Source organism: Collinsella sp. TF09-1AT (assembly GCF_003436895.1).
Taxonomy (GTDB): Bacteria; Actinomycetota; Coriobacteriia; order Coriobacteriales; family Coriobacteriaceae; genus Collinsella.
The window spans coordinates 322,676-345,083 of record NZ_QSRC01000002.1 but is presented as its reverse complement, the minus strand read 5'-3'; the positions used below and the strand labels follow the sequence as shown (position 1 = coordinate 345,083).

General features: G+C 62.5%; 20 protein-coding genes. 17 read left to right on the top strand and 3 right to left on the bottom strand.

Annotated features, from left to right (window positions below):
• Window positions 1-202 (bottom strand): hypothetical protein (locus tag DXC90_RS09690; protein WP_233502123.1); only part of this gene is annotated, 202 nt, incomplete at its 3' end.
• Window positions 203-480: 278 nt separating this feature from the next.
• On the opposite strand from DXC90_RS09690, the gene pheS reads away from it, so the two are divergent.
• The 6 genes from pheS to DXC90_RS03160 all read left to right on the top strand — a co-directional run bounded on the left by pheS (window position 481) and on the right by DXC90_RS03160 (window position 7,975).
• Window positions 481-1,557, top strand: a complete 1,077-nt coding sequence (gene pheS / locus DXC90_RS03185) for a phenylalanine--tRNA ligase subunit alpha (protein WP_117734726.1) — start codon at window positions 481-483, stop codon at window positions 1,555-1,557.
• A gap of 160 nt (window positions 1,558-1,717) precedes the next feature.
• Window positions 1,718-4,171 (top strand): phenylalanine--tRNA ligase subunit beta, encoded by a 2,454-nt coding sequence (gene pheT / locus DXC90_RS03180; RefSeq protein ID WP_117734725.1) that lies wholly within the window; start codon window positions 1,718-1,720, stop codon window positions 4,169-4,171.
• A gap of 166 nt (window positions 4,172-4,337) precedes the next feature.
• A complete protein-coding gene (gene cbiM, locus DXC90_RS03175; RefSeq protein ID WP_117734724.1) occupies window positions 4,338-5,420 on the top strand; it encodes a cobalt transporter CbiM in 1,083 nt (360 codons plus the stop codon).
• Entirely contained in the window at window positions 5,398-6,234 is an 837-nt protein-coding gene (locus DXC90_RS03170; protein WP_117734723.1) for an energy-coupling factor transporter transmembrane protein EcfT, read from the top strand. Before cbiM ends, DXC90_RS03170 begins: the two co-directional genes overlap by 23 nt.
• A 44-nt stretch (window positions 6,235-6,278) precedes the next feature.
• Complete coding sequence (locus DXC90_RS03165) at window positions 6,279-7,046, top strand: energy-coupling factor ABC transporter ATP-binding protein (RefSeq protein WP_117734722.1); 768 nt, start codon at window positions 6,279-6,281, stop codon at window positions 7,044-7,046.
• An 80-nt stretch (window positions 7,047-7,126) separates the two neighbouring features.
• Window positions 7,127-7,975 (top strand): hypothetical protein, encoded by an 849-nt coding sequence (locus DXC90_RS03160; RefSeq protein WP_117734721.1) that lies wholly within the window; start codon window positions 7,127-7,129, stop codon window positions 7,973-7,975.
• On the opposite strand, the gene DXC90_RS03155 is transcribed toward DXC90_RS03160, so the two are convergent.
• Both DXC90_RS03155 and pyk read right to left on the bottom strand, forming a co-directional pair.
• Window positions 7,972-9,045, bottom strand: coding sequence for a hypothetical protein (locus DXC90_RS03155; RefSeq protein WP_117734720.1), 1,074 nt, complete (start codon window positions 9,043-9,045; stop codon window positions 7,972-7,974). The two genes, DXC90_RS03160 and DXC90_RS03155, sit on opposite strands and share 4 nt — an antisense overlap.
• Before the next feature lie 420 nt (window positions 9,046-9,465).
• Entirely contained in the window at window positions 9,466-10,926 is a 1,461-nt protein-coding gene (gene pyk, locus DXC90_RS03150; RefSeq protein WP_089572705.1) for a pyruvate kinase, read from the bottom strand.
• Window positions 10,927-11,367: 441 nt separating this feature from the next.
• On the opposite strand from pyk, the gene DXC90_RS03145 reads away from it, so the two are divergent.
• From DXC90_RS03145 to DXC90_RS03095, 11 genes are all read left to right on the top strand, one after another.
• On the top strand, window positions 11,368-14,049 hold the full coding sequence (locus DXC90_RS03145) for a cation-translocating P-type ATPase (protein ID WP_117734719.1): 2,682 nt from the start codon (window positions 11,368-11,370) through the stop codon (window positions 14,047-14,049).
• Between the two features lie 471 nt (window positions 14,050-14,520).
• Window positions 14,521-15,474 carry a ribosome small subunit-dependent GTPase A gene (rsgA, locus tag DXC90_RS03140; RefSeq protein WP_199406598.1) on the top strand — a complete coding sequence of 318 codons (954 nt, stop codon included), beginning with the start codon at window positions 14,521-14,523 and terminating at the stop codon, window positions 15,472-15,474.
• A gap of 252 nt (window positions 15,475-15,726) precedes the next feature.
• Complete coding sequence (gene cpaB / locus DXC90_RS03135; protein WP_233502122.1) at window positions 15,727-16,386, top strand: Flp pilus assembly protein CpaB; 660 nt, start codon at window positions 15,727-15,729, stop codon at window positions 16,384-16,386.
• Complete coding sequence (locus DXC90_RS03130; protein ID WP_117734717.1) at window positions 16,386-18,035, top strand: P-loop NTPase; 1,650 nt, start codon at window positions 16,386-16,388, stop codon at window positions 18,033-18,035. The genes cpaB and DXC90_RS03130 overlap by 1 nt, the downstream gene beginning before the upstream one ends.
• Window positions 18,032-19,360, top strand: coding sequence for a CpaF family protein (locus DXC90_RS03125; protein ID WP_117734716.1), 1,329 nt, complete (start codon window positions 18,032-18,034; stop codon window positions 19,358-19,360). Before DXC90_RS03130 ends, DXC90_RS03125 begins: the two co-directional genes overlap by 4 nt.
• The gene (locus DXC90_RS03120; RefSeq protein WP_117734715.1) at window positions 19,333-20,259 is read left to right on the top strand and encodes a type II secretion system F family protein; all 927 of its coding nucleotides are present in this window, start codon (window positions 19,333-19,335) and stop codon (window positions 20,257-20,259) included. The genes DXC90_RS03125 and DXC90_RS03120 overlap by 28 nt, the downstream gene beginning before the upstream one ends.
• Window positions 20,256-20,897: a type II secretion system F family protein gene (locus DXC90_RS03115; RefSeq protein WP_117734714.1), complete on the top strand. Its 642-nt coding sequence runs from the start codon at window positions 20,256-20,258 to the stop codon at window positions 20,895-20,897. The genes DXC90_RS03120 and DXC90_RS03115 overlap by 4 nt, the downstream gene beginning before the upstream one ends.
• 10 nt (window positions 20,898-20,907) lie before the next feature.
• Window positions 20,908-21,141 (top strand): hypothetical protein, encoded by a 234-nt coding sequence (locus DXC90_RS03110; RefSeq protein ID WP_117734713.1) that lies wholly within the window; start codon window positions 20,908-20,910, stop codon window positions 21,139-21,141.
• Window positions 21,142-21,437: 296 nt separating this feature from the next.
• Window positions 21,438-21,668, top strand: coding sequence for a hypothetical protein (locus DXC90_RS03105; RefSeq protein WP_117734712.1), 231 nt, complete (start codon window positions 21,438-21,440; stop codon window positions 21,666-21,668).
• Window position 21,669: 1 nt separating this feature from the next.
• Window positions 21,670-21,888, top strand: a complete 219-nt coding sequence (locus DXC90_RS03100; RefSeq protein WP_117734711.1) for a hypothetical protein — start codon at window positions 21,670-21,672, stop codon at window positions 21,886-21,888.
• Window positions 21,824-22,360, top strand: a complete 537-nt coding sequence (locus DXC90_RS03095; RefSeq protein WP_117734710.1) for a TadE/TadG family type IV pilus assembly protein — start codon at window positions 21,824-21,826, stop codon at window positions 22,358-22,360. The genes DXC90_RS03100 and DXC90_RS03095 overlap by 65 nt, the downstream gene beginning before the upstream one ends.
• Window positions 22,361-22,408: the final 48 nt, after the last annotated feature.

Genomic DNA, 22,408 nt, shown 5'->3' with positions numbered 1-22,408 from the left:
TGAATGTGGGAGGTGTTCGGATAAAGTTGATAATCAAGGCCTGCTTTGTACCCAGCGCGAACAAAACGGAACGCGGCGATATGCTTGCAGAATGTGTTATCCTATAGCCCATTGCGTTGACGGAGAGGGTTTTGCCCGCCGCGTCGCCGGCAAGAGAGGGAAGGTCATGGGCTGCAAGCCTTCCTGCGGTGGCAAGGGCCAAGCGTTCACTCCCGAGCAGCGACCTCAACGGGCGCGCGGCCAGTGGCAGCAAAGCCCCAGTAGGGAAGCCGTGAGCCTCGCGACAAGAGGCGCAGAGTGGGCGCGGCGGGCCAGACATCCGCCGGGTCAAACAAGGTGGTACCGCGGAATTTAACCGTCCTTGGGCAATGCACATGCCCGAGGGCGGTTTTTTTGTTACCGAACCGGGCCGCGCATCCGCAGCATCGGGCGGCGTCAGCCGTCCCGGAGCGCGGATACGCGAGAGACGAAAGGGAAGACATGAGTCTGATTGATGATCTGGTCAAACTCGAGGAAGAGGCCAAGGAGCTCGTCGCAGGCGCCGACGACGCCGCAAAGCTCGAGGCTGCGCGCGTTGAGCTGCTCGGCCGCAAGGGCCGCATCACCGGCCTGATGCGTATGATGGGCAAGCTCGCCCCCGAGGATCGTCCCGTCATGGGCAAGCGCGCCAACGAGATGCGCCAGCTGATCGAGGGCATGCTCGACGAGCGCGCCACCGAGATGAAGGCCGCCGCCCTCAAGCACGCACTCGAGCACGAGGCCGTCGACATTACGCTGCCGGGCATCCGTCCGCAGATCGGTCACCAGCACCTGATCAAGCAGATTATCGAGGAGGCCGAGGACATCTTCTGCGGCATCGGCTACACCGTCGAGTCCGGCCCCATGGTCGATACCTCCTACTACAACTTCACCGCGCTCAACGCGCCCATGGATCACCCGAGCCGCTCGGCCCGCGATACCTTCTACGTGGTCGACAACAACCCCGGCAGCGTCGCGCACCCCGAGGCTCACGCCCATGGCGAGTCCGACGTACTGCTGCGCACCCAGACTTCGGGCGTGCAGATCCACACCATGGAGTCGCAGAAGCCGCCCATCTACATGATCTGTCCGGGCACCGTCTATCGTCCCGATACGGCCGACGCCTGCCACCTGCCGCAGTTCAACCAGATCGAGGGCCTGGTCGTCGACGAGGACATCACCTTTGGCGACCTCAAGGGCACGCTCGACTACTTTGTTAAGTGCATGTTTGGCGAGGACCGCAAGACGCGCTACCGCCCGCACTTCTTCCCCTTCACCGAGCCTTCCTGCGAGGTGGACGTGAGCTGCCACGTGTGCGGCGGCAAGGGCTGCAACTTCTGCAAGCACAGCGGCTGGATCGAGATCCTGGGCTGCGGCATGGTCGATCCCAACGTGCTCATCAACTGCGGCATCGACCCCGAGAAGTACACCGGCTTTGCCTTTGGCATTGGCGCCGAGCGCGTCGCGGCCCTGCGCTACGACCTGCCCGACCTGCGAACGCTCATGACGGGCGATATGCGCTTCTTAAATCAGTTCTAGGCCCGGCGGCTTTCCCAAGCACCGCACCTTGCCTTTCAATCGTCGGTTGCGTACCTAAGTACGCGGCCCTCCTCTTTCAAGGCAATCTGCGGCACTTGGAAAACCCGTCTCCGTTGCAGTTTTTGGCTCAAAGCCGCATTTATGAAAGGAGACCAGTTAGATGCGCGTTTCTTACGACTGGCTCAAGACCATGATTGATATTCCGGAAGATCCTAAGACCCTTTCGGACGAGTATATCCGCACCGGCACCGAGGTTGAGGCGATTGACACCGTGGGCGAGTCCTTCGACCACGTGGTGACCGCCAAGGTGCTCACCAAGACCCCGCACCCCGATAGCGACCATATGTATGTGTGCTCGGTTGACGTGGGTGACAAGAACCTCGACGCCGACGGCAACCCCGCCCCGCTGCAGATTGTCTGCGGCGCGCAGAACTTCGAGGCCGGCGACCACATCGTCACGGCCATGATCGGCGCAGTTCTGCCCGGCGACGTCAAGATCAAGAAGAGCAAGCTTCGCGGCGTCGTGTCCATGGGCATGAACTGCTCTGCGCGCGAGCTCGGTCTGGGCGGCGACCACTCCGGCATCATGATTCTGCCTGAGGATACGCCCTGCGGCATGCCGTTTGCCGAGTATGTGGGCTCGAGCGATACCGTGCTCGACTGCGAGATCACGCCCAACCGCCCCGACTGCCTGTCCATGATCGGCATGGCCCGCGAGACCGGCGCCATCTTCGACCGCGATTTTCACGTTGAGCTGCCCGCCATCAAGGCCGAGACCGGCCGCGCGACCGACGACGAGCTTTCGGTCGAGATTGCCGACGAGGGCCTGTGCGACCGCTATGTCGCCCGCATCGTGCGCAACGTGAAGGTCGGCCCGTCGCCCGACTGGATGGTCAAGCGCCTCAACGCCCTGGGCGTGCGTCCGCACAACAACATCGTCGATATCACCAACTACGTGATGATGCTCACCGGTCAGCCGCTGCACGCCTTTGACCTGTCAACCTTTGCCGAGCGCGAGGGCCATCGCCGCGTGGTGGTTCGCGCCGCCCAGCAGGACGAGAAGTTCACGACCCTCGACGGCGAGGAGCGCACGCTCGACGCCGGCATGGGCCTCATCACCGACGGCGAGCGTCCCGTGGCGCTGGCCGGCGTTATGGGCGGCATGGATTCCGAGATCGAGGACGACACCGTCGACGTGATGGTCGAGAGTGCCTGCTTCAACGCCGGTCGTACCTCGCACACCAGCCGCGACCTGTCGCTGATCTCCGACGCCTCCATCCGCTTTGAGCGCCAGGTCGACGAGACCGGCTGCGTGGATGTCGCCAACGTTACCTGCGCGCTCATCGAGCAGATCGCCGGCGGCGAGGTCGCTCCCGGCTACGTTGACGTTTTCCCCGCGCCCAAGACCATCGACAGCATCAAGCTGCGCCTGGCCCGCGTGCATGCCATCTGCGGCGCCGACATCGAGCCCGACTTTATCGAGCGTTCGCTCACCCGCTTGGGCTGCACCGTTGAGCGCGACGGCGAGGACTTCATGGTCACTCCGCCGAGCTTCCGTCCCGACCTGCCGCGCGAGATCGACCTGATCGAGGAGGTCCTGCGCCTGTGGGGCATGGGCCGTGTGACGGCGACCATCCCGGCTGCCAAGAACCACATCGGCGGTCTGACGCGCGAGCAGAAGCTCACCCGCAAGGTCGGCGAGATCCTGCGCGCCTGCGGCCTCAACGAGACCACGACCTTTGGCTTTGCCGCCCCGGGCGACCTGGAGAAGATCGGTATGTCCACCGAGGGCCGCGGTTGCCCCGTGGTGCTCATGAATCCGCTGGTAGCCGAGCAGACCGAGATGCGTCGTTCGCTGCTGCCGGGCCTGCTGCAATCCGTGGCCTATAACGAGGCCCACGGCACGCCCAACGTGCACCTGTACGAGGTCGGCAGCCTGTTCCACGGTCGCGAGAACGCCAGCCTGCCCAAGGAGACCAAGTCCGTGGCGGGTGTGCTCTCGGGCCAGTGGAGCGAGCAGTCCTGGAACATGAAGTACCGCAAGCTGCGCTTCTTCTTTGGTAAGGGCATTGTCGAGGAGCTGCTCGCCCAGCTGCGCATCGAGAAGGTTCGCTTCCGTCCCGCCGTGGGCGAGGGCTACGCCTTCTTGCAGCCGGGCCGTGCCGCCGAGGTTCTGTCTGGCGGTACCGTGCTGGGCTGGGTCGGCGAGATCCACCCCGAGGCGCGCGAGGCCTGCGGCATAGATGAGGTCGTCGTTGCCTTTGAGCTCGACCTGGACAAGCTGATCAAGGGTGCCCGCAACCAGGAGAACTACCGCGAGTTCTCGCAGTACCCGGCTGTTGAGCACGACCTGGCAATTGTGGTCGACAACGCTGTGACCTGCGAGGATCTTGAGCGCCGCATTACCAGTGCCGGCGGTAAGCTGCTCGAGGGCGTGCGCCTGTTCGACGTCTACCGCGATCCGGTTCGCATCGGCAAGGGCAAAAAGTCCATGGCCTTTGCGCTTACGTATCGCTCCGACGACCACACGCTCACCAGCGAAGAGGTCGAGAAGGCGCACCAGAAGATCGTCACCAAGGTGTGCAAGGGCGTAAACGGCGAGGTTCGCGGATAGGATCGCTTGCGTCTGTGACAAATGTATTGCAAAACGGCGCACTGCTTTGTTGGCAGTGCGCCGTTTGCTATGATAGCCGGCGGCGTGTTACGAACCTAGCAATACGTAACACTGGCAAGGTGATTCAAACGGCACTGCGATCGCGTGCCGACAACCGGGAGGCGCTATGCACATTCCAGATAATTATCTGTCCCCGCAGACCGATGTCGTCATGGCGGTGGCGATGGTGCCCGTTTGGGTCCACTGCATCAAGAAGGTGCGCGCCACGCTCGATCGCGAGCACATGGCTTTTCTGGGCATCTGCGCCGCGTTCTCCTTTTTGCTCATGATGTTCAACGTGCCGCTGCCCGGCGGCACCACGGGTCACGCCGTCGGCGGTGCGCTCATCGCGCTGCTGCTGGGCCCCGAGGCCGCGGCTATCGCTGTCTCGGTTGCGCTGGCGCTGCAGGCGCTGCTGTTTGGCGACGGCGGCGTTCTGTCGTTTGGCGCCAACTGCTTTAACATGGCCTTTGTGCTGCCGTTTGCCGCCGTCATCGTGTTCCGCGCGCTCAACAGTCGTCTGCACGACAAGAGCTGGGGCACCTCGGTTTCTGCCGTCGTGAGCGGTTGGGTCGGCCTGTGCCTGGCGGCCCTGTGCGCGGCAATCGAGTTTGGTATTCAGCCGATGCTCTTTGCCAACGTTTCGGGCGCGCCGCTGTACTGCCCCTTCCCACTGTCCGTGGCTATTCCGGCCATGTTGATTCCGCATATGCTGGTTGCCGGCGTGATCGAGGGCGTGGCGACGGCCGCCATCTACGGTTTCATTAAGAAGACGGCGCCGAGCGTTATCGTCGGGCCCGAGGCCGTCGATGGCCAGCTTGCTGCCGATGGTACCGCCAAGAAGACTTCCCTAATCCCCACGCTTATCCTGGTCGCCGTGCTTATCGTGGCCACGCCGCTGGGCTTGCTGGCCACGGGTGACGCCTGGGGCGAGTGGGACGCTGAGGGCGCCGCGACCGCCGTTCAGGAGGCTGGTGACGACAGTCTGCAGGCTTCGGTCGGCCTCGATGCTCCGACCTTTGCCGATGCGCTGCCCACGGGCGACTACCTGCAGGTCTATTCCGAGGAGCAGGGCCTTGGCTTTGCCGGCCAGGCCGCGATGTATATTCTTTCGGGCGTGATTGGCGTGGCGGTGCTTACCATCGCATTCCGCCTGGTCTCGCTGACGGTCAAGGAAAGCGGTGCTCATGGCAATAGCCGAGCTGCCTAGCTGGCTTGCGGCCGAGGAGCGATATGAGCCCGTGGGGGCTCGGCATCGTGTGATGCAAAAGAATGTCCTGCACCTGGCGAGCCTGCTTGAGCGGGTTCGCCTGGGTGGAGGCGCGCACGAGGGCGGGTCGATGGTCGACCGCGCCCTTTCTTGCGTTTCGGCTCCGGTGCGCCTGGTGGGGATGTTCGTTTGCGTCCTGTGCGTGTGTCTGACGCAAAGCCCGCTGTATCTCATGTTGATGGCGGCTATCGCGCTGGTGCTCGTTGCCGTGCGCCCTGTACGCGGGCTGCGCGCGACCTTTGTGCCGGCGCTCGGCGCCGCGGGACTCGCAGTGGTTCTGGCGCTGCCTGCTCTGCTGCTGGGCGCTTCTGCCACGGGCGCCATGCTCAAGATCGCGCTCAAGACCTTCATTAATGTGTCGCTGGTACTGGGCGTTTCGTGGACGCTTACCTGGAGCCGCATGTCGGCGGCGCTCAAAATGCTGCATCTGCCCGACGAAGTTATCTTTACGTTTGATATGGCGCTCAAGCATATCGAGGTGCTGGGACGCACGGCGCACGATCTGTGCGAATCGGTCATGCTGCGCAGCGTCGGATCCGCGCCTGCGGGTTTTTCGCGCACCGACTCGCTGGCGGGTATCATGGGCATGACGTTTATCAAGGCGATGGAATGCAGCCGCGCGATGGACGAGGCTATGCTTTGTCGCGGCTTTGCCGGTGCGTATCCGGCGCCCGCGCGCGCCGGGTTTGGCTGGCGCGATGCCGTTTACGCGGCCGTTGTGGCGTTGCTCCTCGTGTTGTGCGCGGTGTTGTAGCGCGGACGGTCGAACTGTCGATGTGAGTAGGGAAGGGCGGCGTTTTGACGATCGATATGAATAATGCGGCGGGCACGAACGGTGCGGGCGCCGAGGTCGCGCCGCTCATCGAGCTACGCGACGTGGTGTTTTCCTATGCGGGGCATACGGTTGTCGATGGTGTGTCGCTGCAGGTCGATCGTGGCGAGCTCGTTGCCCTGCTTGGTCCGAATGGCTGCGGCAAGACGACGATCATGCGCCTTATTAACGGTCTTGAACTCGCGGACGCGGGTGCGTACCTGTTCGACGGGCATGCGGTCGATGCGGCATATCTCAAGGATTCCGCGACGGCCCAGCGGTTCCATCAGCGCGTGGGCTTTGTGTTCCAGAATGCCGATGCGCAGCTCTTTTGCGCCACGGTTGGCGAGGAGGTCGCGTTTGGCCCCGCCCAGATGGGGCTGCCGGCAGACGAGCTCGAGCGCCGCGTGCGCGATGCCATGGGGCTGTTCCAGGTTGCCGACCTTGCCGACGCCTCTCCCTATCAGCTCTCGGGCGGGCAAAAGAAGCGTGTGGCGCTGGCGGCCGTCGTGTCGATGAACCCGGATATCTTGGTCCTTGATGAACCTACCAATGGACTCGACGAAGATTCATGCGACATCGTGGTCAACTTCTTGCTGGCCTACGTCGCGGCGGGTAAGACGGTTTTGATGAGTACGCATCACCAGGATCTGGTGCGACGCCTGGGTGCCCGCGCCATCTATATCGATCGATATCACCATGTGGTCGAGGCGTCTTCGCCGTCGTATGGAACCGAAAGCGGTGCTACGGACTAGTTGCTGCGTAAAGCGTGCGTAGCCGCCTGCGCGGCTTTGCCGTGATGGTATAGTTATCCAGGTTTTTTATGGGGGTGGCTATGCCAAGCTGGAACATTCATATCGCTCAGACGGAGCGTTTGCTGGATCGCACCAGTGTGCTTGCCGATAGTGTGCGCGACCGCAATGCCTTTTTGTTTGGCTGCGTGGTTCCGGATATCTTCGTGGGCTATATGGTCCCTGGCATCGCCGATCCCATCCCGTACCGCATTACGCACTTTGCCAAGCCTGAGCCCATCCCTAAGCCTCGTGAGCATGAGTTCTGGGATACTTATGTGGCACCGTTGCTTAAAAGTTCGCCCACCGGTGCGCCGGCCGCGGCGACCTCGATTATCGAGGAACGCGAGCGACTGAACCGCGTGCACTATCCCCAGCGCTACAAGTATGCCGAGCCGGTTGCCGGTCCCGGCGCTAGTGAGTTCTCGCTTGCGTCCGAAGACGTGGCGCAGTCGCTGCTCGATTTAACGCTGGGCGTCTGGTCGCATCTGGTGGCCGACACGGTATGGAACACGCGTGTGAACCAGTATCTGGAGGCGCACGGCGGCAAGCCGTGTGAGGAGTTCCGCATTAAAAAGCAAGGCGACTTTGACTGGTTTGGCAAGACGCTGGGCATTGTTTCGATTCCGCGTGCGACCAATCGCCTGTATACCGCGGCGACGCGTTTTGGGCAGTATCCCATCCATAAGGAGTATGTGCTCAAGACTATCGGCGTCATGCACGAGATTGTACGCGAAAACCCCGGTGAGCCCGATCATCCGCCGTATCGCCTGCTAACCGAGGAATTTTTCGATGCAACGTTTACCGATGTCATCGAGCTAACCGAGGCAGGCTTTGCCGAGCGCGTAGCCGCTCCCGGCACACCCGCACTGCCCCTGATTGCTAGCTGCTAGCTGGCCTGCCTGGCAGCGAATAGTTCATCCCAATCGACAAGCAGCTCTTGTCGCAGAGCGTCTTCGGCGTCGCACTCCTGTTTGGTCTTTGGGGTGTAGGGAAGCCCGGCCTTTTTATGGATGAGTTCGGCAAGGTTGCCAAAGCTCCTTTTGTCTTTGATCTGGTCATAGGTAAGTTGGATGACGTCGTAGCCCATGCTTGTGAGTGCGGTGGCGCGCTCGGCATCGGAGAAGCTCGCGGCTTCGCTGTCATGAGCGGAGCGGCCTTGGCATTCCAGAATGACACCCATGCTGTCGGTGAAACTTTCGATGAGGATGTCGGCGTAACAGCAGGTTTTGTCATACAGCGAACGTGCGGCTTCGCTGAGCGGGATGCGCGCGTTATTGGTGATGTCTATGCCCAGGCCGCCTTCGTCGCGGGGGAGTGAGATGAGCATGGATGTTTGGACCTCGAAGGGTGAGGCAGTCTGTCCTGTCATGCGTTTGGCGGCCCAACGGAGTTGCTTGACGCTGCGCAGGCCTGCGGCCTGCTTGGCGAACGCGGCGATATCCGCCGCGCTGAGGAGCGGCGCGCGTTTCCACAAATTGGTGCCATTGCCCTTGGTGTCAACAACGCGCTCCCAGCCACAGTCGGGTGGAATGAGCTTAAGGGATATTGCCTCATCAAGTTGCTTTTGCGCACGCTCGCAGGGCGTAAATACTGCAAATGAGCTGCACATCTCATAACACGCCATGAGCAGCTGGTTGCGTGAGACCTGCGTAGCAAGGTTGAGCAGTGTGAACTCGGGCGATGTGACATCAAATCCATGTTCAGTTTGCCTAAACGACCCGGGAGGTGGTTCCTGGGTCAGCAGGCGGCTGCGAAAAAGCTTGCCGTTCGCGCGGCGACCCTTTTCGCCCACGAATCTCCAGACCGGCTTGTCGAGTAGATCCTCAAATACTGGCTGTTTTGAGTAATGCACCAAGCGATGGTCATGGTCGGGCGGCAGGATTGCCGGATAGAGTCCCAGTATCTGGGGCGGGATGCGATAGTACTGGAAAGCCGAGGGTCCGCAAGCGAGAAATGACATAGCAATCCGATCGTTTGAGCGTTGTTTGGGCTAGAAAGGCTATCGGTTTCGGAAGTGCGGGGAAAAAGAGAAGCAGGCAAAGCACAAGGAGTATTTGAGCCAACTTTATCAGGGGTTTTGTTGAAATAAAAGGGCTTGTGCTTGGGGGTGAGCAATTTTTCCCCGCACTTCCGAAAACATAGTCATTTTTGACCTTGCTAAAACGATTTAGCAGCGTCGGTTAAGGTGTGGGTTTGCCACCGGGCGAACACTTTTAGCGCTTGGGACTTTATTATTTGGGCCCTGAAGGGTGGATTTCGCGCTTTTGGTAAAGAAATGAGTGCGTGTTTTGCCGTGTGCAGGTATTGGCACACAGAAAAAGGGCCCGGAAGGCGAAGCCTTCCGGGCCCTTTGCAATGCAAATCTGCTTGCAAGTGCGATTTAGCGCACCTGAGCGACGTAAGCGACGTTGGTCGAGGAAACCTTGTCCTCGAGCTGGACGCTCATGCGGGGATCGCCGGCGGTGGCGACGGTCAGATCGCCGGCCTCGACGTAGCCGAGCTCCTTGGCGGTCTCGATCGCCTTGACGATCGTGCCGTTGACGGTGCCCTGGGTAATCTCTGCCTGGTGCGGGATGACGCCCCAGTACATGATCATCTGCTGGACGGCCCACTCGTGGCGGGAGAACGCGCAGATCGGCATGTTGGGACGGAAGTGTGAGATCAGGCGAGCGGTACGACCGGTGGTCGTCGGCACGGTGATGCACTTGGCGCCAACGGTGGTGGCCATGTTCACAGCGGACATACCCACAACGTTGTTGACGACGCGGGTGCCGTGAGCGTCAGCCGGAACCTCGAGCGGAGCGTGGGCCGGGAGGTACTTCTCGGTCTCGAGAGCGATGCTGGCCTGCATCTTAACGGCCTCGACCGGGTACTTACCGGCAGCGGACTCGCCGGACAGCATGACGGCGTCGGTGCCGTCGTAAATGGCGTTAGCAACGTCGGCAACCTCGGCGCGCGTCGGGCGCGGGTTCTGCTGCATGGAGTCGAGCATCTGCGTAGCGGTGATGACGGGCTTGTAGGCCGCGTTGCACTTGGCGATGATCTCCTTCTGGATGTGGGGAACGAGCTCGGGCTTGATCTCGATGCCCAGGTCGCCACGGGCGACCATGATGCCGTCGGAAGCCTCGAGGATCTCGTCGAAGTTCTCGACGCCAAGGGCGCACTCGATCTTCGGGAAGATCGTCACGTGCTCGCCACCGTTCTCGCGGCAAAGCTTGCGGATGCCACGGACGGACTCGCCGTCACGGATGAAGGAAGCGGCGATGTAGTCGATGTTCTCGGTCAGGCCAAAGAGGATGTCCTGACGATCGCGCTCGGTGATGGCGGGCAGCGAGATGTTGACGTTGGGCATGTTGACGCCCTTGCGCTCGCCGATTAGGCCGTCGTTCTTGACGACGCAGGTCATGTCCTGACCGTCGACGGACTCGACCTCGAGGGCAACCAGGCCGTCGTCAATCAGGATGAGGGAGCCCTTCTCGACCTCGGAGGGCAGAGCCAGGTAGTCGAGGGAGATGTGCTCAGCGGTGCCGTGGAAATCCTCGGACGTGGGCTGAGCGGTGACGACGATCTTGTCGCCGGTCTTGACGGCAACCTTCTTGCCGTCGACCAAAAGGCCGGTGCGGACCTCGGGGCCCTTGGTGTCGAGCAGGATGCCGACGGGCAGACCGAGCTCCTTGGAAATACGACGGACGCGCTCGATGCGACCGTGGTGCTCGTCGTAAGAGCCGTGCGAGAAGTTGAAACGGGCGACGTTCATGCCCGCCTTGATCATCTCGCGGATGGTCTCGTCGCTATCGCAGGCGGGACCCATGGTGCATACAATCTTAGTGCGCTTGTACATTCAGACCTCCATCTGACATCGTCTTGCGCTGATAGATAAAGCATAAGAAATAAAACTGAGTTGATTATAACGAAATGACGACCGAATACCCCAAAAAATCGACCGTATGCCGATTTAGAAGTTCATTCTTTAGTCAAAAAAGACTAAAGAAAAACTTTTACCAAGCGGTCTTACCGCTGCTATCTGGGCGATATTTCAGTTTGCCGATGCGCTGAAGAAAAAACGTTTTATCAATCTCGAGCATCACACTGTCTGCACCGTTGCGCCTGTGCCGTGTTTCCAGATGGAATGTTTTGGCTAGACGCGTCGCTTTGGGGTACCATAGCTCCACTATCAACTGCCGCTCAGCACGGCAGCCTTGATGAGCCCTTGCCCTTCTCCTGGGAATTATGATCGGGCATCAATCTGCTGAGTGGCCCGAATCCCAGGAGGGGACTCTATATGCAAAAGGAATACCTGTCCGCCGCGGCGGAGGTGCTCAGCGACCAAGGTGTCGATGAGAACCTCGGCCTGAGCAACGGCGAGGCGTCGTCGCGTCTTGCCAAGACAGGCCCTAACAAGCTTGAGGAAGCCGAGAAAACGCCGCTTTGGAAGCGTTTCTTTGAGCAGATGGCCGACCCCATGGTCATCATGTTGATCGCGGCCGCGGTTATCAGCGCGCTCACGGGCATGGTCAAGGGCGAGCCCGACTTTGCTGATGTCGCCATCATCATGTTCGTCGTTATCGTCAACTCGGTGCTGGGCGTAGTCCAAGAGGCCAAGAGCGAGGAGGCCCTCGAAGCCCTGCAAGAGATGAGCGCGGCGCAGTCCAAGGTACTGCGCGACGGCAAGCTCGTGCACCTGCCGAGCGCCGAGCTCGTGCCCGGTGACGTGATCATGCTCGAGGCGGGCGACTCCGTCCCGGCCGACTGCCGCGTGCTCGAGAGCGCCACGATGAAGATCGAAGAGGCCGCACTCACCGGCGAGTCCGTGCCGGTCGAGAAGCACGCCAACGTGATCGAGCTTGCTGCGGGCACCGATGACGTGCCGCTCGGCGACCGCAAGAACATGTGCTACATGGGCTCCACCGTTGTGTACGGCCGTGGCCGCGCCGTTGTGGTCGGCACCGGTATGAACACCGAGATGGGCAAGATTGCCGGCGCCCTGGCCGAGGCTAAGGAAGAGCTCACGCCGCTGCAGGTGAAGCTCGCCGAGCTCAGCCGCATCCTTACCATCATGGTTATCGTCATCTGCGTCGTCATCTTTGGCGTCGATATCCTCCGCCACGGCGTGGGCAACGTCCTTACCGACCCGACCGCTTTGCTCGACACCTTTATGGTCGCCGTCTCGCTCGCCGTCGCTGCCATCCCCGAGGGCCTGGTCGCCGTTGTGACCATCGTGCTGTCGCTTGGCGTGACCAAGATGGCCAAGCGCCAGGCGATTATCCGCAAGCTTTCTGCCGTCGAGACCCTCGGCTGCACGCAGACCATCTGCTCCGACAAGACCGGTACCCTTACTCAAAACAAGATGACCGTCGTCAAGCACGAGCTTGCTGCGCCTAAGGAGAAGTTCCTGGCCGGTATGGCGCTGTGCTCCGATGCCCAGTGGGACGAGGATTTAGGCGAGGCCGTGGGCGAGCCGACCGAGTGCGCGCTTGTCAACGACGCCGGCAAGGCGGGCCTCACCGGCCTGACTGCCGAGCATCCGCGTGTGGGCGAGGCCCCGTTCGACTCGGGTCGTAAGATGATGTCCGTGGTCGTCGAGACCCTGGACGGCGAGTATGAGCAGTACACCAAAGGCGCGCCCGACGTGGTGATCGGCCTGTGCACCCACATCTACGAGGGCGATAAGGTCGTCCCCCTGACCGAGGAGCGTCGTGCCGAGCTCGTGGCGGCCAACAAAGCCATGGCCGACGAGGCCCTGCGCGTGCTGGCGCTGGCGAGCCGCACCTACACCGAGGTTCCCGCCGACTGCAGCCCTGCTGCACTCGAGCACGACCTGGTCTTCTGCGGCCTGTCCGGCATGATCGATCCCGTTCGCCCCGAGGTCGCCGACGCCATCCGCGAGGCCCACGATGCCGGTATTCGCACCGTGATGATCACGGGCGACCATATCGATACCGCCGTGGCCATTGCCAAGCAGCTGGGAATCGTCACCGATCGCAGCCATGCCATCACCGGTGCCGACCTCGATCGCATGAGCGACGAGGAGCTCGACGCGCATATCGAGGACTACGGCGTGTACGCCCGCGTCCAGCCCGAGCACAAGACCCGTATCGTAGAGGCTTGGAAGTCGCGCGACCAGATCGTGGCCATGACGGGCGACGGCGTCAACGATGCCCCGTCCATCAAGCGCGCCGACATCGGCGTGGGTATGGGCATCACTGGTACCGACGTCACTAAGAACGTCGCCGACATGGTGCTTGCAGACGACAACTTCGCCACCATCATCGGCGCCTGCGAAGAGGGCCGTCGCATCTACGACAACATCCGCAAGGTCATCCAGTTCTTGCTTTCGGCCAACCTTGCCGAGGTCTTCTCGGTGTTCATTGCCACGCTCATCGGCTTTACCATCTTCCAGCCGGTGCAGCTGCTGTGGGTGAACCTGGTCACCGACTGCTTCCCCGCGCTCGCGCTGGGCATGGAGGATGCCGAGGGCGACATCATGAAGCGCAAGCCGCGCAACGCCAAGGACGGTGTCTTTGCCGGACATATGGGTCTGGACTGCGTGGTCCAGGGCCTAATCATCACCGTGCTGGTGCTGGCGAGCTTCTTTGTGGGCGTGTACTTTGACATGGGCTACATCCACATCGCCGATATGATCGCCGGTAATGCCGACGAGGAAGGCGTGATGATGGCATTCATCACGCTCAACATGGTCGAGATCTTCCACTGCTTTAATATGCGCAGCCGTCGTGCGTCGCTGTTTAGCATGAAGAAGCAGAACAAGTGGCTGTGGGCTTCGGCCGCGCTGGCGCTGGTGCTGACGGTGATCGTAACCGTGCAGCCGACGCTTGCCGAGATGTTCTTTGGCCCCGTGACGCTTGAGCTTAAGGGCGTTATCGCCGCGCTGGGCCTGGCCTTCCTGATCATCCCGCTGATGGAGATCTACAAGGCGATCATGCGCGCCGTGGAGAAGGAGTAGGTCGAAAGGCCATCCTTCCCACCGGCCCGACCGCCTGCGGGGTTTCCACGGGCACGTCCTCGCCGCTTTGCGGCTGCGGGATGTGCCCTTGGGAAACCCCTCCCGGCGGGCGGGCCTTCGGATAACCTCTCAGGACCATAAGCTGAGGGAAAGTTTGTGAGCTGGTCGGGCTTTGCCCGGCCAGCTCTTTTTGTTTTAAAATACCTGCTCAGTTGTGTGGTTTTGTGCTGGGAGGCGCTTGTGGGCAAGGCTAAGGCTAAGGCGAAGAAAAAGACGACGGGGGCGCGGGCTAAGCGCGATCGTCGTCGGAAGCTCGCGACCGAAGCCCCTGCATCTGCTGAGGAGTTGCTGGCAAGCGTGCCGGGGCTTGACGCGTTGCAGGATGTTCCGGCGTTCGATGACCTGCCGGTCGATGCGGCTCAGCAGGCTGCATTTGACGACTTTTGCGCACAGGCTGAGGAACCCGAGCAGATGCAGCTCGGTGCCGTGGTGCGCCTGGACCGCGGATTTCCGCTGGTGGCAACTGCCGACGACACGTTTCGTGCCGAGCATGCCGTAGGGTTTGCCAAGTCGCGTGGCGAGGACGAGGTCTTGCTGCCCGCTGTGGGCGACCGCGTGGCGGTTCGCCGTGCTCCCGGGCACGACATGGGCGTGATCGAGTGCGTACTGCCGCGCCGTACGAGCTTTGAACGTTGGCGCGGCCGTGCCCGCGGAGAGCGCCAGGTGCTCTGCTCCAACGTGGATAGCGTGCTAATCGTGCAGGCGCTCGGTGCTGGCGAGGTGCTGCTCGACCGCGTGGCGCGCTCGCTGGTGTTGGCGCTCGACTGCGATGCCGAACCGGTGGTGGTGCTCACCAAAGCTGACCGCTGCGATGCCGAGGAGCTCGAGCGCGATCTGGACCGCGCGCGCCGCCTGGTGGGTCCGGACGTGCGCGTGATCGTGACGTCCTCTGCCGAGGGCCGCGGCCTGGACGAGGTCCGTTCCTGCGTGCCTGCTGGGAGCTGCGCCATGATTCTGGGCGAGTCGGGTGCCGGCAAGTCGACGCTGCTCAATGCACTGCTGGGCCACGATACGTTGGCGACCGGCGGTGTGCGCGAACGCGACGATCAGGGCCGTCACACTACCGTCGCGCGCGTGATGGTGGCGCTGCCGGGCGACGCCGGCGTGATCGCCGATGCCCCGGGCCTGCGCAGCCTACCGCTCGTGGGTCACGAGCGGGGTCTGGCGCGCGCCTTCCCCGAGATTGTCGAGGCATCGCGCGCGTGCCGGTTTGGCGATTGCACACATACCCATGAGCCGGGTTGCGCCGTTCGCGAGGCCGAGGACGCCGGGCAGATCGACGGCCTGCGTCTGGAAACGTTCCAAAACCTGGCGTCATCCATGCGCGTGAGCGCTCAAATGCTCGATCCCGATGTCCATTTGTAATTGATTTTTCCTATGGCAGCCGTCTCCCAACTGTTCGGGAGACGGCTTTTTTGCTGCGGAAAAGCCTCGAAACATGCAGTTTGCTGACGTGCTGACCAAAACCTTGCCACGAGCTTGACGGGCTGGTCAGTTTTTGGTCAGCGATTGGTTTGACATCGAAAACCAAGATCGCGATTGCGCCGCTTTGCACTCTGACCGCCCAGACAATGGTGGTACGGGCATTCGCCCGGCACTGCCATGAGAGGAGCGGCCGTGAACAAGAGCAAGCGCATCGCCATCAGTCTGGTCGCAGGCGTGCTCGCTGCTCTGCTCTGCATGGTTTACGGCTCGTCGATCCGCTCGCAAGCCGAACAGGTCCAGGCTGAGACCTTGGCCAAGTACGGGGGCGATCGCGTCGAGGTATGCGTTGCGGCGCGCGATATCGATGTGGGCGAGACCCTCGATGAGACCAATGTCATAACCCAGGAATGGCTGACGAGCCTGCTGCCGCGTGACGCGGCGACCGAGCTGCGCCAGGTGCGCGGCGACGTGACGACTTCGCGTATTCCCAAAAACGCCGTGATCTGTAATGTCTACACCAAGGCCGAGAGCCACAAGCTCGAGGTGCCTAAGGGCAAGGTCGCCGTTTCGGTGGCGGTCGATGCCGAGCACTCGGTCGGCGGCGCCACGGGCGTGGGCAGCTACGTGGATGTGTATGTGCAAAAAGACGGCGTAACCGATCGGCTGTGCGGCGCGTACGTGATCGATACCAGTGAGGATTCCGGTGCCACGCGCGAGGGCAAGATCGAATGGGTGACGCTGGCGGCTGACCCCGAAGACGTCAAGGAACTGCTGGGCGCCTCGGGCAAGGGAACGGTCAGCTTGACGATTCCCGCCACGGCGCGCGGCAGAAAGAGCGGAGGCGACGAGTGATGAAGGCGATCTGGCTTGCGTGCTGCGCGTGCGGCGATTACGGGCTGTTGCAGCGGGAAGTCGAGGGCCGTGATGCGGGTGCACAGGTGCTTCGCGTGGGTGACCTGGACGGGCTGGTTTCCATGGCGCGGGCGTTTCCGTCGCGCCGCGGGGCTGCCATCATCGCGGCGTCTCTGTTTGATACCGAAGATGTGCGCAAGACTGTTGCGCGCCTGACGGCCGAAGGCCGCGTGAGTCGCGTGGTCGTGTTGATAGAAGCGCTCGATCCGTCGGATATCGAGGGGCTGTTTCGCGCGGGGGCGACCGAGGTCATCGCTGCGCACAGTATATGCGGCAACGGGCAGGCGGGCGAGGGAGTGGTTGATTCCGATCGGCGCATGACGATTGAGCCCGATGCTTTTGTTGATAGGGAACCCGGGGCGCCTCGCGCTACAAGAGGCCCGCGTGTTGATGATTATGGAAAAGCGGAAGCCGAGCATGGTCGGCGCCCCCGGAACCCCCTTGTATACGATGACGCTAGAGGGCCGGCACAGCATGCTGGCGACTCCCCGGCTGTAGATATGGGATACGTGCACGGCGTGAATCTGGCGGATGAACTGGACGAAGTTGAGGGCTTTGCCGGGTGCGGCGAGTTGTCGCCGATGCAGCATGAGCAGATTGCACAGAACGAGCCTGCCTCGCAGACCGAACAAGCTGCCATGCCGGCTTGGACGCAGCGTGTGGTTGCGGCGGGGGAGACGGGGACGCTGTCACCGACGCCCGCCCCGCCGCTTCAGATGCCGCCGGCAGACGCCGCCGCTCCGCCGCATCGAGCTCCGGTCATCTGCGCCATTTCGGGTTCGGGCGGTTGCGGCAAGTCGACGATTGTTGCCACCATGGCACACACATCGTCGCTGTTGGGCTTGCGTGCCGCCGTGCTCGACCTGGACCTGATGTTTGGAAACCTTTACGACTTGTTAGGCGTCGATGCTCCGCGCGATATAGCGGCACTTATCGAGCCGTCGGCGGCGGGCGCGCTCACCGAGCCGGATATCGTAGCCGCATCGATGCGCGTGGCGCCGGGCGTTACGCTCTGGGGTCCCGTCGCGGCGCCCGAGCAAGCCGAGCTCATGGCACGTCCGGTGGAGCTACTGCTTGATGTTCTGCGTCGCGAATCCGACGTGGTCTTTATCGATACCTCGGTCTTTTGGGGCGACGCCGTGGCGGCTGCGGTGGCGGCGAGCGACCGTTGTCTGGTCGTTGGCGATGCGGCGGTGTCGTCCGCGACATCGGCGTCGCGCGTCATTGAACTGGCAAGTCGAGTAGGTGTGCCGCGCACGCGCATGAGCGCTGTGTTCAACCGGTTCGGTGCGCGCGGGGCAGACGAGGACGTCGCCATGCGCTTTGAGATTGCCTGTGCGTTGAGCTCCAAGATTCGTATCGCCGATGGCGGACAGGATCTCGCCGCGCTCATGGCGTTTGGGCGCGCTGACGAGGCAGTGGGGCAGACCAGCGCTTTTGCGACCAGCGTGCGCGAGGCCACGCGCGAGATGCTCGTGGAACTGGGGTGCGCCGTCGGCCCTTGGAGCGATATGGTCGCCGACCGTGCAACACGCACCGAACGCCCGCGTATTCGCCTTCCCTGGTCGCGCGAGGGTGATCAGCGATGAGCCTGCAAACGAGGATTAAGGCTGCCGGCGCTGCAGCGACGGCAGCGCCTGTAGATACAGGGCGTCGCCGCGCGGTGAAACGACGCACCAAGCGCGCCGTAATGGACCGCATGGGTTACGACGAAGTGGCGCGTATCAGCGCCTATATCGACCCGGCGCTTGCCCGCTCGGAATTGCGTCCCGCGGTGGAGGCGGCGCTCAATGTTGAGGAGCCGACCGATCTCGCGACGCCCGAGCGCGAGACCATCATCGACGAGATTTTGGATGATGTGGTGGGCTTGGGGCCGTTGCAGCCGCTCATCGAGGACGACACCGTTACCGAGATCATGATCAACGGCTGCCGCTCGGCTTTCTTTGAACGCGGCGGCGTTTTGTATCCCATCGAGCACGCGTTTGAGGACGACGAACAGATCCGTGTGCTCATCGACCGCATCATCTCGCCACTTGGCCGCCGTATCGACGAGCGCAGCCCCATTGTCAACGCCCGCCTCAAAACGGGCTATCGCGTCAACGCGGTGATTCCGCCTGTGGCGATTGACGGACCGATTCTCACCATCCGAAAGTTCTCGGACCGCATCTGCTCACTGGATGAGCTCGTGGGGTTGGGATCGCTGCCGCTTTGGTATGCGCAGCTGCTGTCGTGCGCGGTGTCGCTGCGACAGGACCTGGCGGTTGCGGGAGGCACGGGATCTGGTAAGACCACCCTGCTCAACGCGTTGTCATGCGAGATTTCCACCGGCGAGCGCATCGTGACGATCGAGGACTCTGCCGAGCTCAAGTTTGCGCATCATCCGCACGTGGTGCGCCTAGAGGCGCGCGAGGCTTCAATTGAGGGTGAGGGCGCGGTGACGATCCGCGACCTGGTAACTAATGCCCTGCGCATGCGCCCCGACCGCATCGTGGTGGGCGAGGTGCGCGGTGCCGAGTGCTGCGACATGTTGCAGGCCATGAACACGGGCCACGACGGGTCGCTCACCACACTTCATGCGGGTTCAGAACAGGAGACCGTGGTGCGCCTGACGTTGCTTGCACGTTATGGCATCGATCTGCCGAGCGAGCTCATCGAGGAGCAGATTGCCATGGCGCTCGACGGCATCGTGATGTCCGAGCGCCACGCCGATGGCAGGCGCTTTGTGGCCTCATATTCGGGGGTTCGCCGCGGCGTGTCGGGCGGTGTTGAGCTCGAACGCTACGTGACTTTCGATGCCGCCGAGCGCACCTGGACGCTCGACCGCGAGCCGCCGTTTATCGCAGAAGGCCTGCGGTCGGGGACGCTTACACAAGAGGAGGTGGACGAATGGAGATCGCTATGCCCCTCGTCGTAGGGGGCTTGGCAGGGCTTTCTGTCGCGACGGTGTGTGGGGCGGAGCCTCGTGTGCCGCGGGTACCGCCGGCGGAGCTGGCACGTCAGGCGCTCGAGACGGTGGCAGAGAAGCTGCCGCGTGAGCTGGTGGAAAACGATCTGCTGAAAAAGATCGCCCGTTCGTGGGCATCGTTGGTCCCCACAGATCGCTTTGGGCTTGCTATTGAGGATAACGCGACTCGCCTAGCATTTCTGCTGCTATCGAGCGGTGTCTGTTGTGTTTTGCTAACGATGGTGTCGTTATCGCCCCTCGGATTTGCCTTGGGACTTGTTGCCCCGTTTGCCGTTGGCGTCGCCCGGGATGGCTTTGAGAGCCGGCGCGAGCAACACGATGTGGAGGAGGCCATGCCCGAGGCGTTTACCGCACTTTCCATGTCGCTTGCCTCGGGACATTCGCTGGCCCAGGGCATGCGCTTTGTGGGCGCTCATGCGCAAGAGCCGGTGCATACCGAGTTTTTGCGGGTGGCGGCGGCGATCGATTGCGGCATCTCGGCGACCGATGCGCTCGACGACCTGCTTGTCCGTATCGACGCCCCCGGGCTTTCGCTTGTCGCGTTGGCGCTCAAGGTGTCGCAGCGAACCGGTGCCCCGCTTGCCGACCTGCTGGCCGAGGCGTCGAGCATGGTGGGGGAGCGCATTGAGCTCAAGCGCCGCCTGGATGTCAAGACGTCGCAGGCCCGCATGTCGGCGCATATGGTCGCGGCGATGCCGGCGGGCATGTGCGCGGTGTTGGCGCTGCTTTCGGCAGATTTTCGTCGCGGTCTTGTGACGCCTGCCGGTGCGGGCGCTGTGGTGCTGGGTCTTGCCCTCAACGCCGTTGCCCTGGTGGTTATCCGGCGCATTATGAGGGTGGAGCTATGAGCGCCCTGGTTGCAGTTGCGGCTTGCCTGTGCGCTCTGAGTGTATTTGTCGCGACGGGTTTGGATCGGGCGGATGCACGCAAGATCGCAGGTACCTGCAAGCGCGAGGCAGTGCTGGTCGCTGCTGCGGGTCGCTCGGTGGCCGATGCCCTGACCGCGCGAGTGAAGGGCGCGGTTGGGGCGGGCGGCCCGGCGCGAGTGTCGCTCGGCGAAGTGTCCGAGATGATCGATGTTGTTCGCTTGGGTCTTTCGGCCGGTCTTTCGTTTGATGCGGCGCTTGAGATTTTCTGCGCCAACCGCCGGTCAGTGCTGGCTCTTCGCCTTGAGCGGGCCCGCATGGCGTGGCAGGTGGGCGTGGGCACGCGTGAGGACGAGTTGTTGGCCGCCGCGCGCGACCTGGACGTGCGAGCGCTCGAGACCTTTGCCATCACGGTGGGGCAGGCGCTCGCCCTGGGTGCCCCACTTGCCGAGACGCTGGCCGCTCAAAGTCGCGAGATCCGTGCAGCTCATCGCGCCGCGGTTGAGCGCGAGATCGAGCGTGCGCCCGTCAAGCTGCTGATTCCCACCGGCACGCTCATCTTGCCGGCGTTGCTTCTGTCCATATTGGGCCCGCTGCTGGGAGCAGGCGGGATGATGTAGGGAGGAATACATGAACACGATGGTCGAAGTTGCTGACAAGGCTTGGAACTGGGCTTTTTGCCGGGCGATCCGCGCTCGCCAGCATGCCAAGGAACTGTTGCAGGAGGAGAGCGCGCAGGGTACCACCGAGTACGCCATTTTGGTGGGCGTGCTTGTGGTGATCGCGATTATTGCCATCGTTGCATTTAAAGGCAAGGTTAAAGAGCTATGGGATGCGATCAGCGAGGGCATCAACAGCCTGTAGAGGGCGAGCGCCCCATCGGGGTGCTGCTGGTGTTTGCTTGCCTGATCGTGGCGATAGCGGCGGTGCTTTGGGGGCTTAACTCCGCGCGGCAGCAGCGTCCTGGGGCCGCCTTCGACTCGGGCTCAGATTCGGCGGTGGCGTCTCAAAAAGATGAGACGCGAGATGCGGACGATTCGGATGTCGCTGTCACGGCGCAAACCTTTCTGCGGACGCTCGACAAGCGGTCTGCCACTGCGACGGATTCGCCTGAGGGCAACGCGATTGCGGTCCGGCTTGCATGGTCCGAGGACCGACCGATGACCGAGGCAGCGGCGGATATGTTACGCGCCTACCGCGAGGTGCCAACGGCCCAGCTCGCCCTGAGCGGCTATCTCGATATTAAGGGCAACGTATGGGGCGCCATCGTGCGCGATGGACGCGGCTGGGTCGATATGGTGACGGTTGCTGCGGATGTCGGCGATGCTTCGTGCCGCCTGCGCGTGATCCGCCTGAGCCCGCAGGCATCGAACTCAAAGGAGGGGTCGTGAAATGCATGACGTCCTGCGCGAGGAATCTGCCCAGGCGACGGTCGAATACGCCATCGTCACGGTGGCGCTGCTTTCCATCGTGCTGGCGATCGCGGGACTTTGGCGTGCTGGCACCGATGGGCGCTTGGCGGCGCTGGTCGAGCGGGCGGCATCCCATGGCGTTGCCTCGACGTCGGTTATCGACGCCGCTGCGGGCGCTAAGGACATCGCGTTGTATTGATATCGCGCGTGAGGACCGGGCGCAGTCTACGGTCGAGGCCGCTTTTTTGCTGCCGACGTTTCTGACGCTCATCCTTCTCGCACTGCAACCGGTGTGCCTGCTCTATACGCGCGCGGTCATGGAGTCTGCCGCCGCCGAGACCGCGCGGCTCATGACCACGACGACGGCGGAGGACGATGATCTTAAGGAGTTCACCCGCCGCCGGCTTGCCGCAGTGCCCAACGTTTCGATCTTTCATGCCGGCGGGCCGTTGTCGTGGGATATCGAGCTTGGCCGGGCCGGTGCGGGTGGCGTCTCGTCCGTGTCCGTTTCCGGCGAGGTCAAGCCGTTGCCTGTGATCGGTGCGTTTGCGCAGGCTATGGGTGGTACCGCCGAGGGCGACTACGTTGAGCTCAAGGTCAATGTCTCGTATCAATCGCGTCCCGAATGGCTGGAGGGAGATTATGATTCGTGGATTGCTGCATGGGATTAAGCGTTTCTGGTCTAGGCGCGTTTTGACGCGCCGTCCGAGCTGCCATCG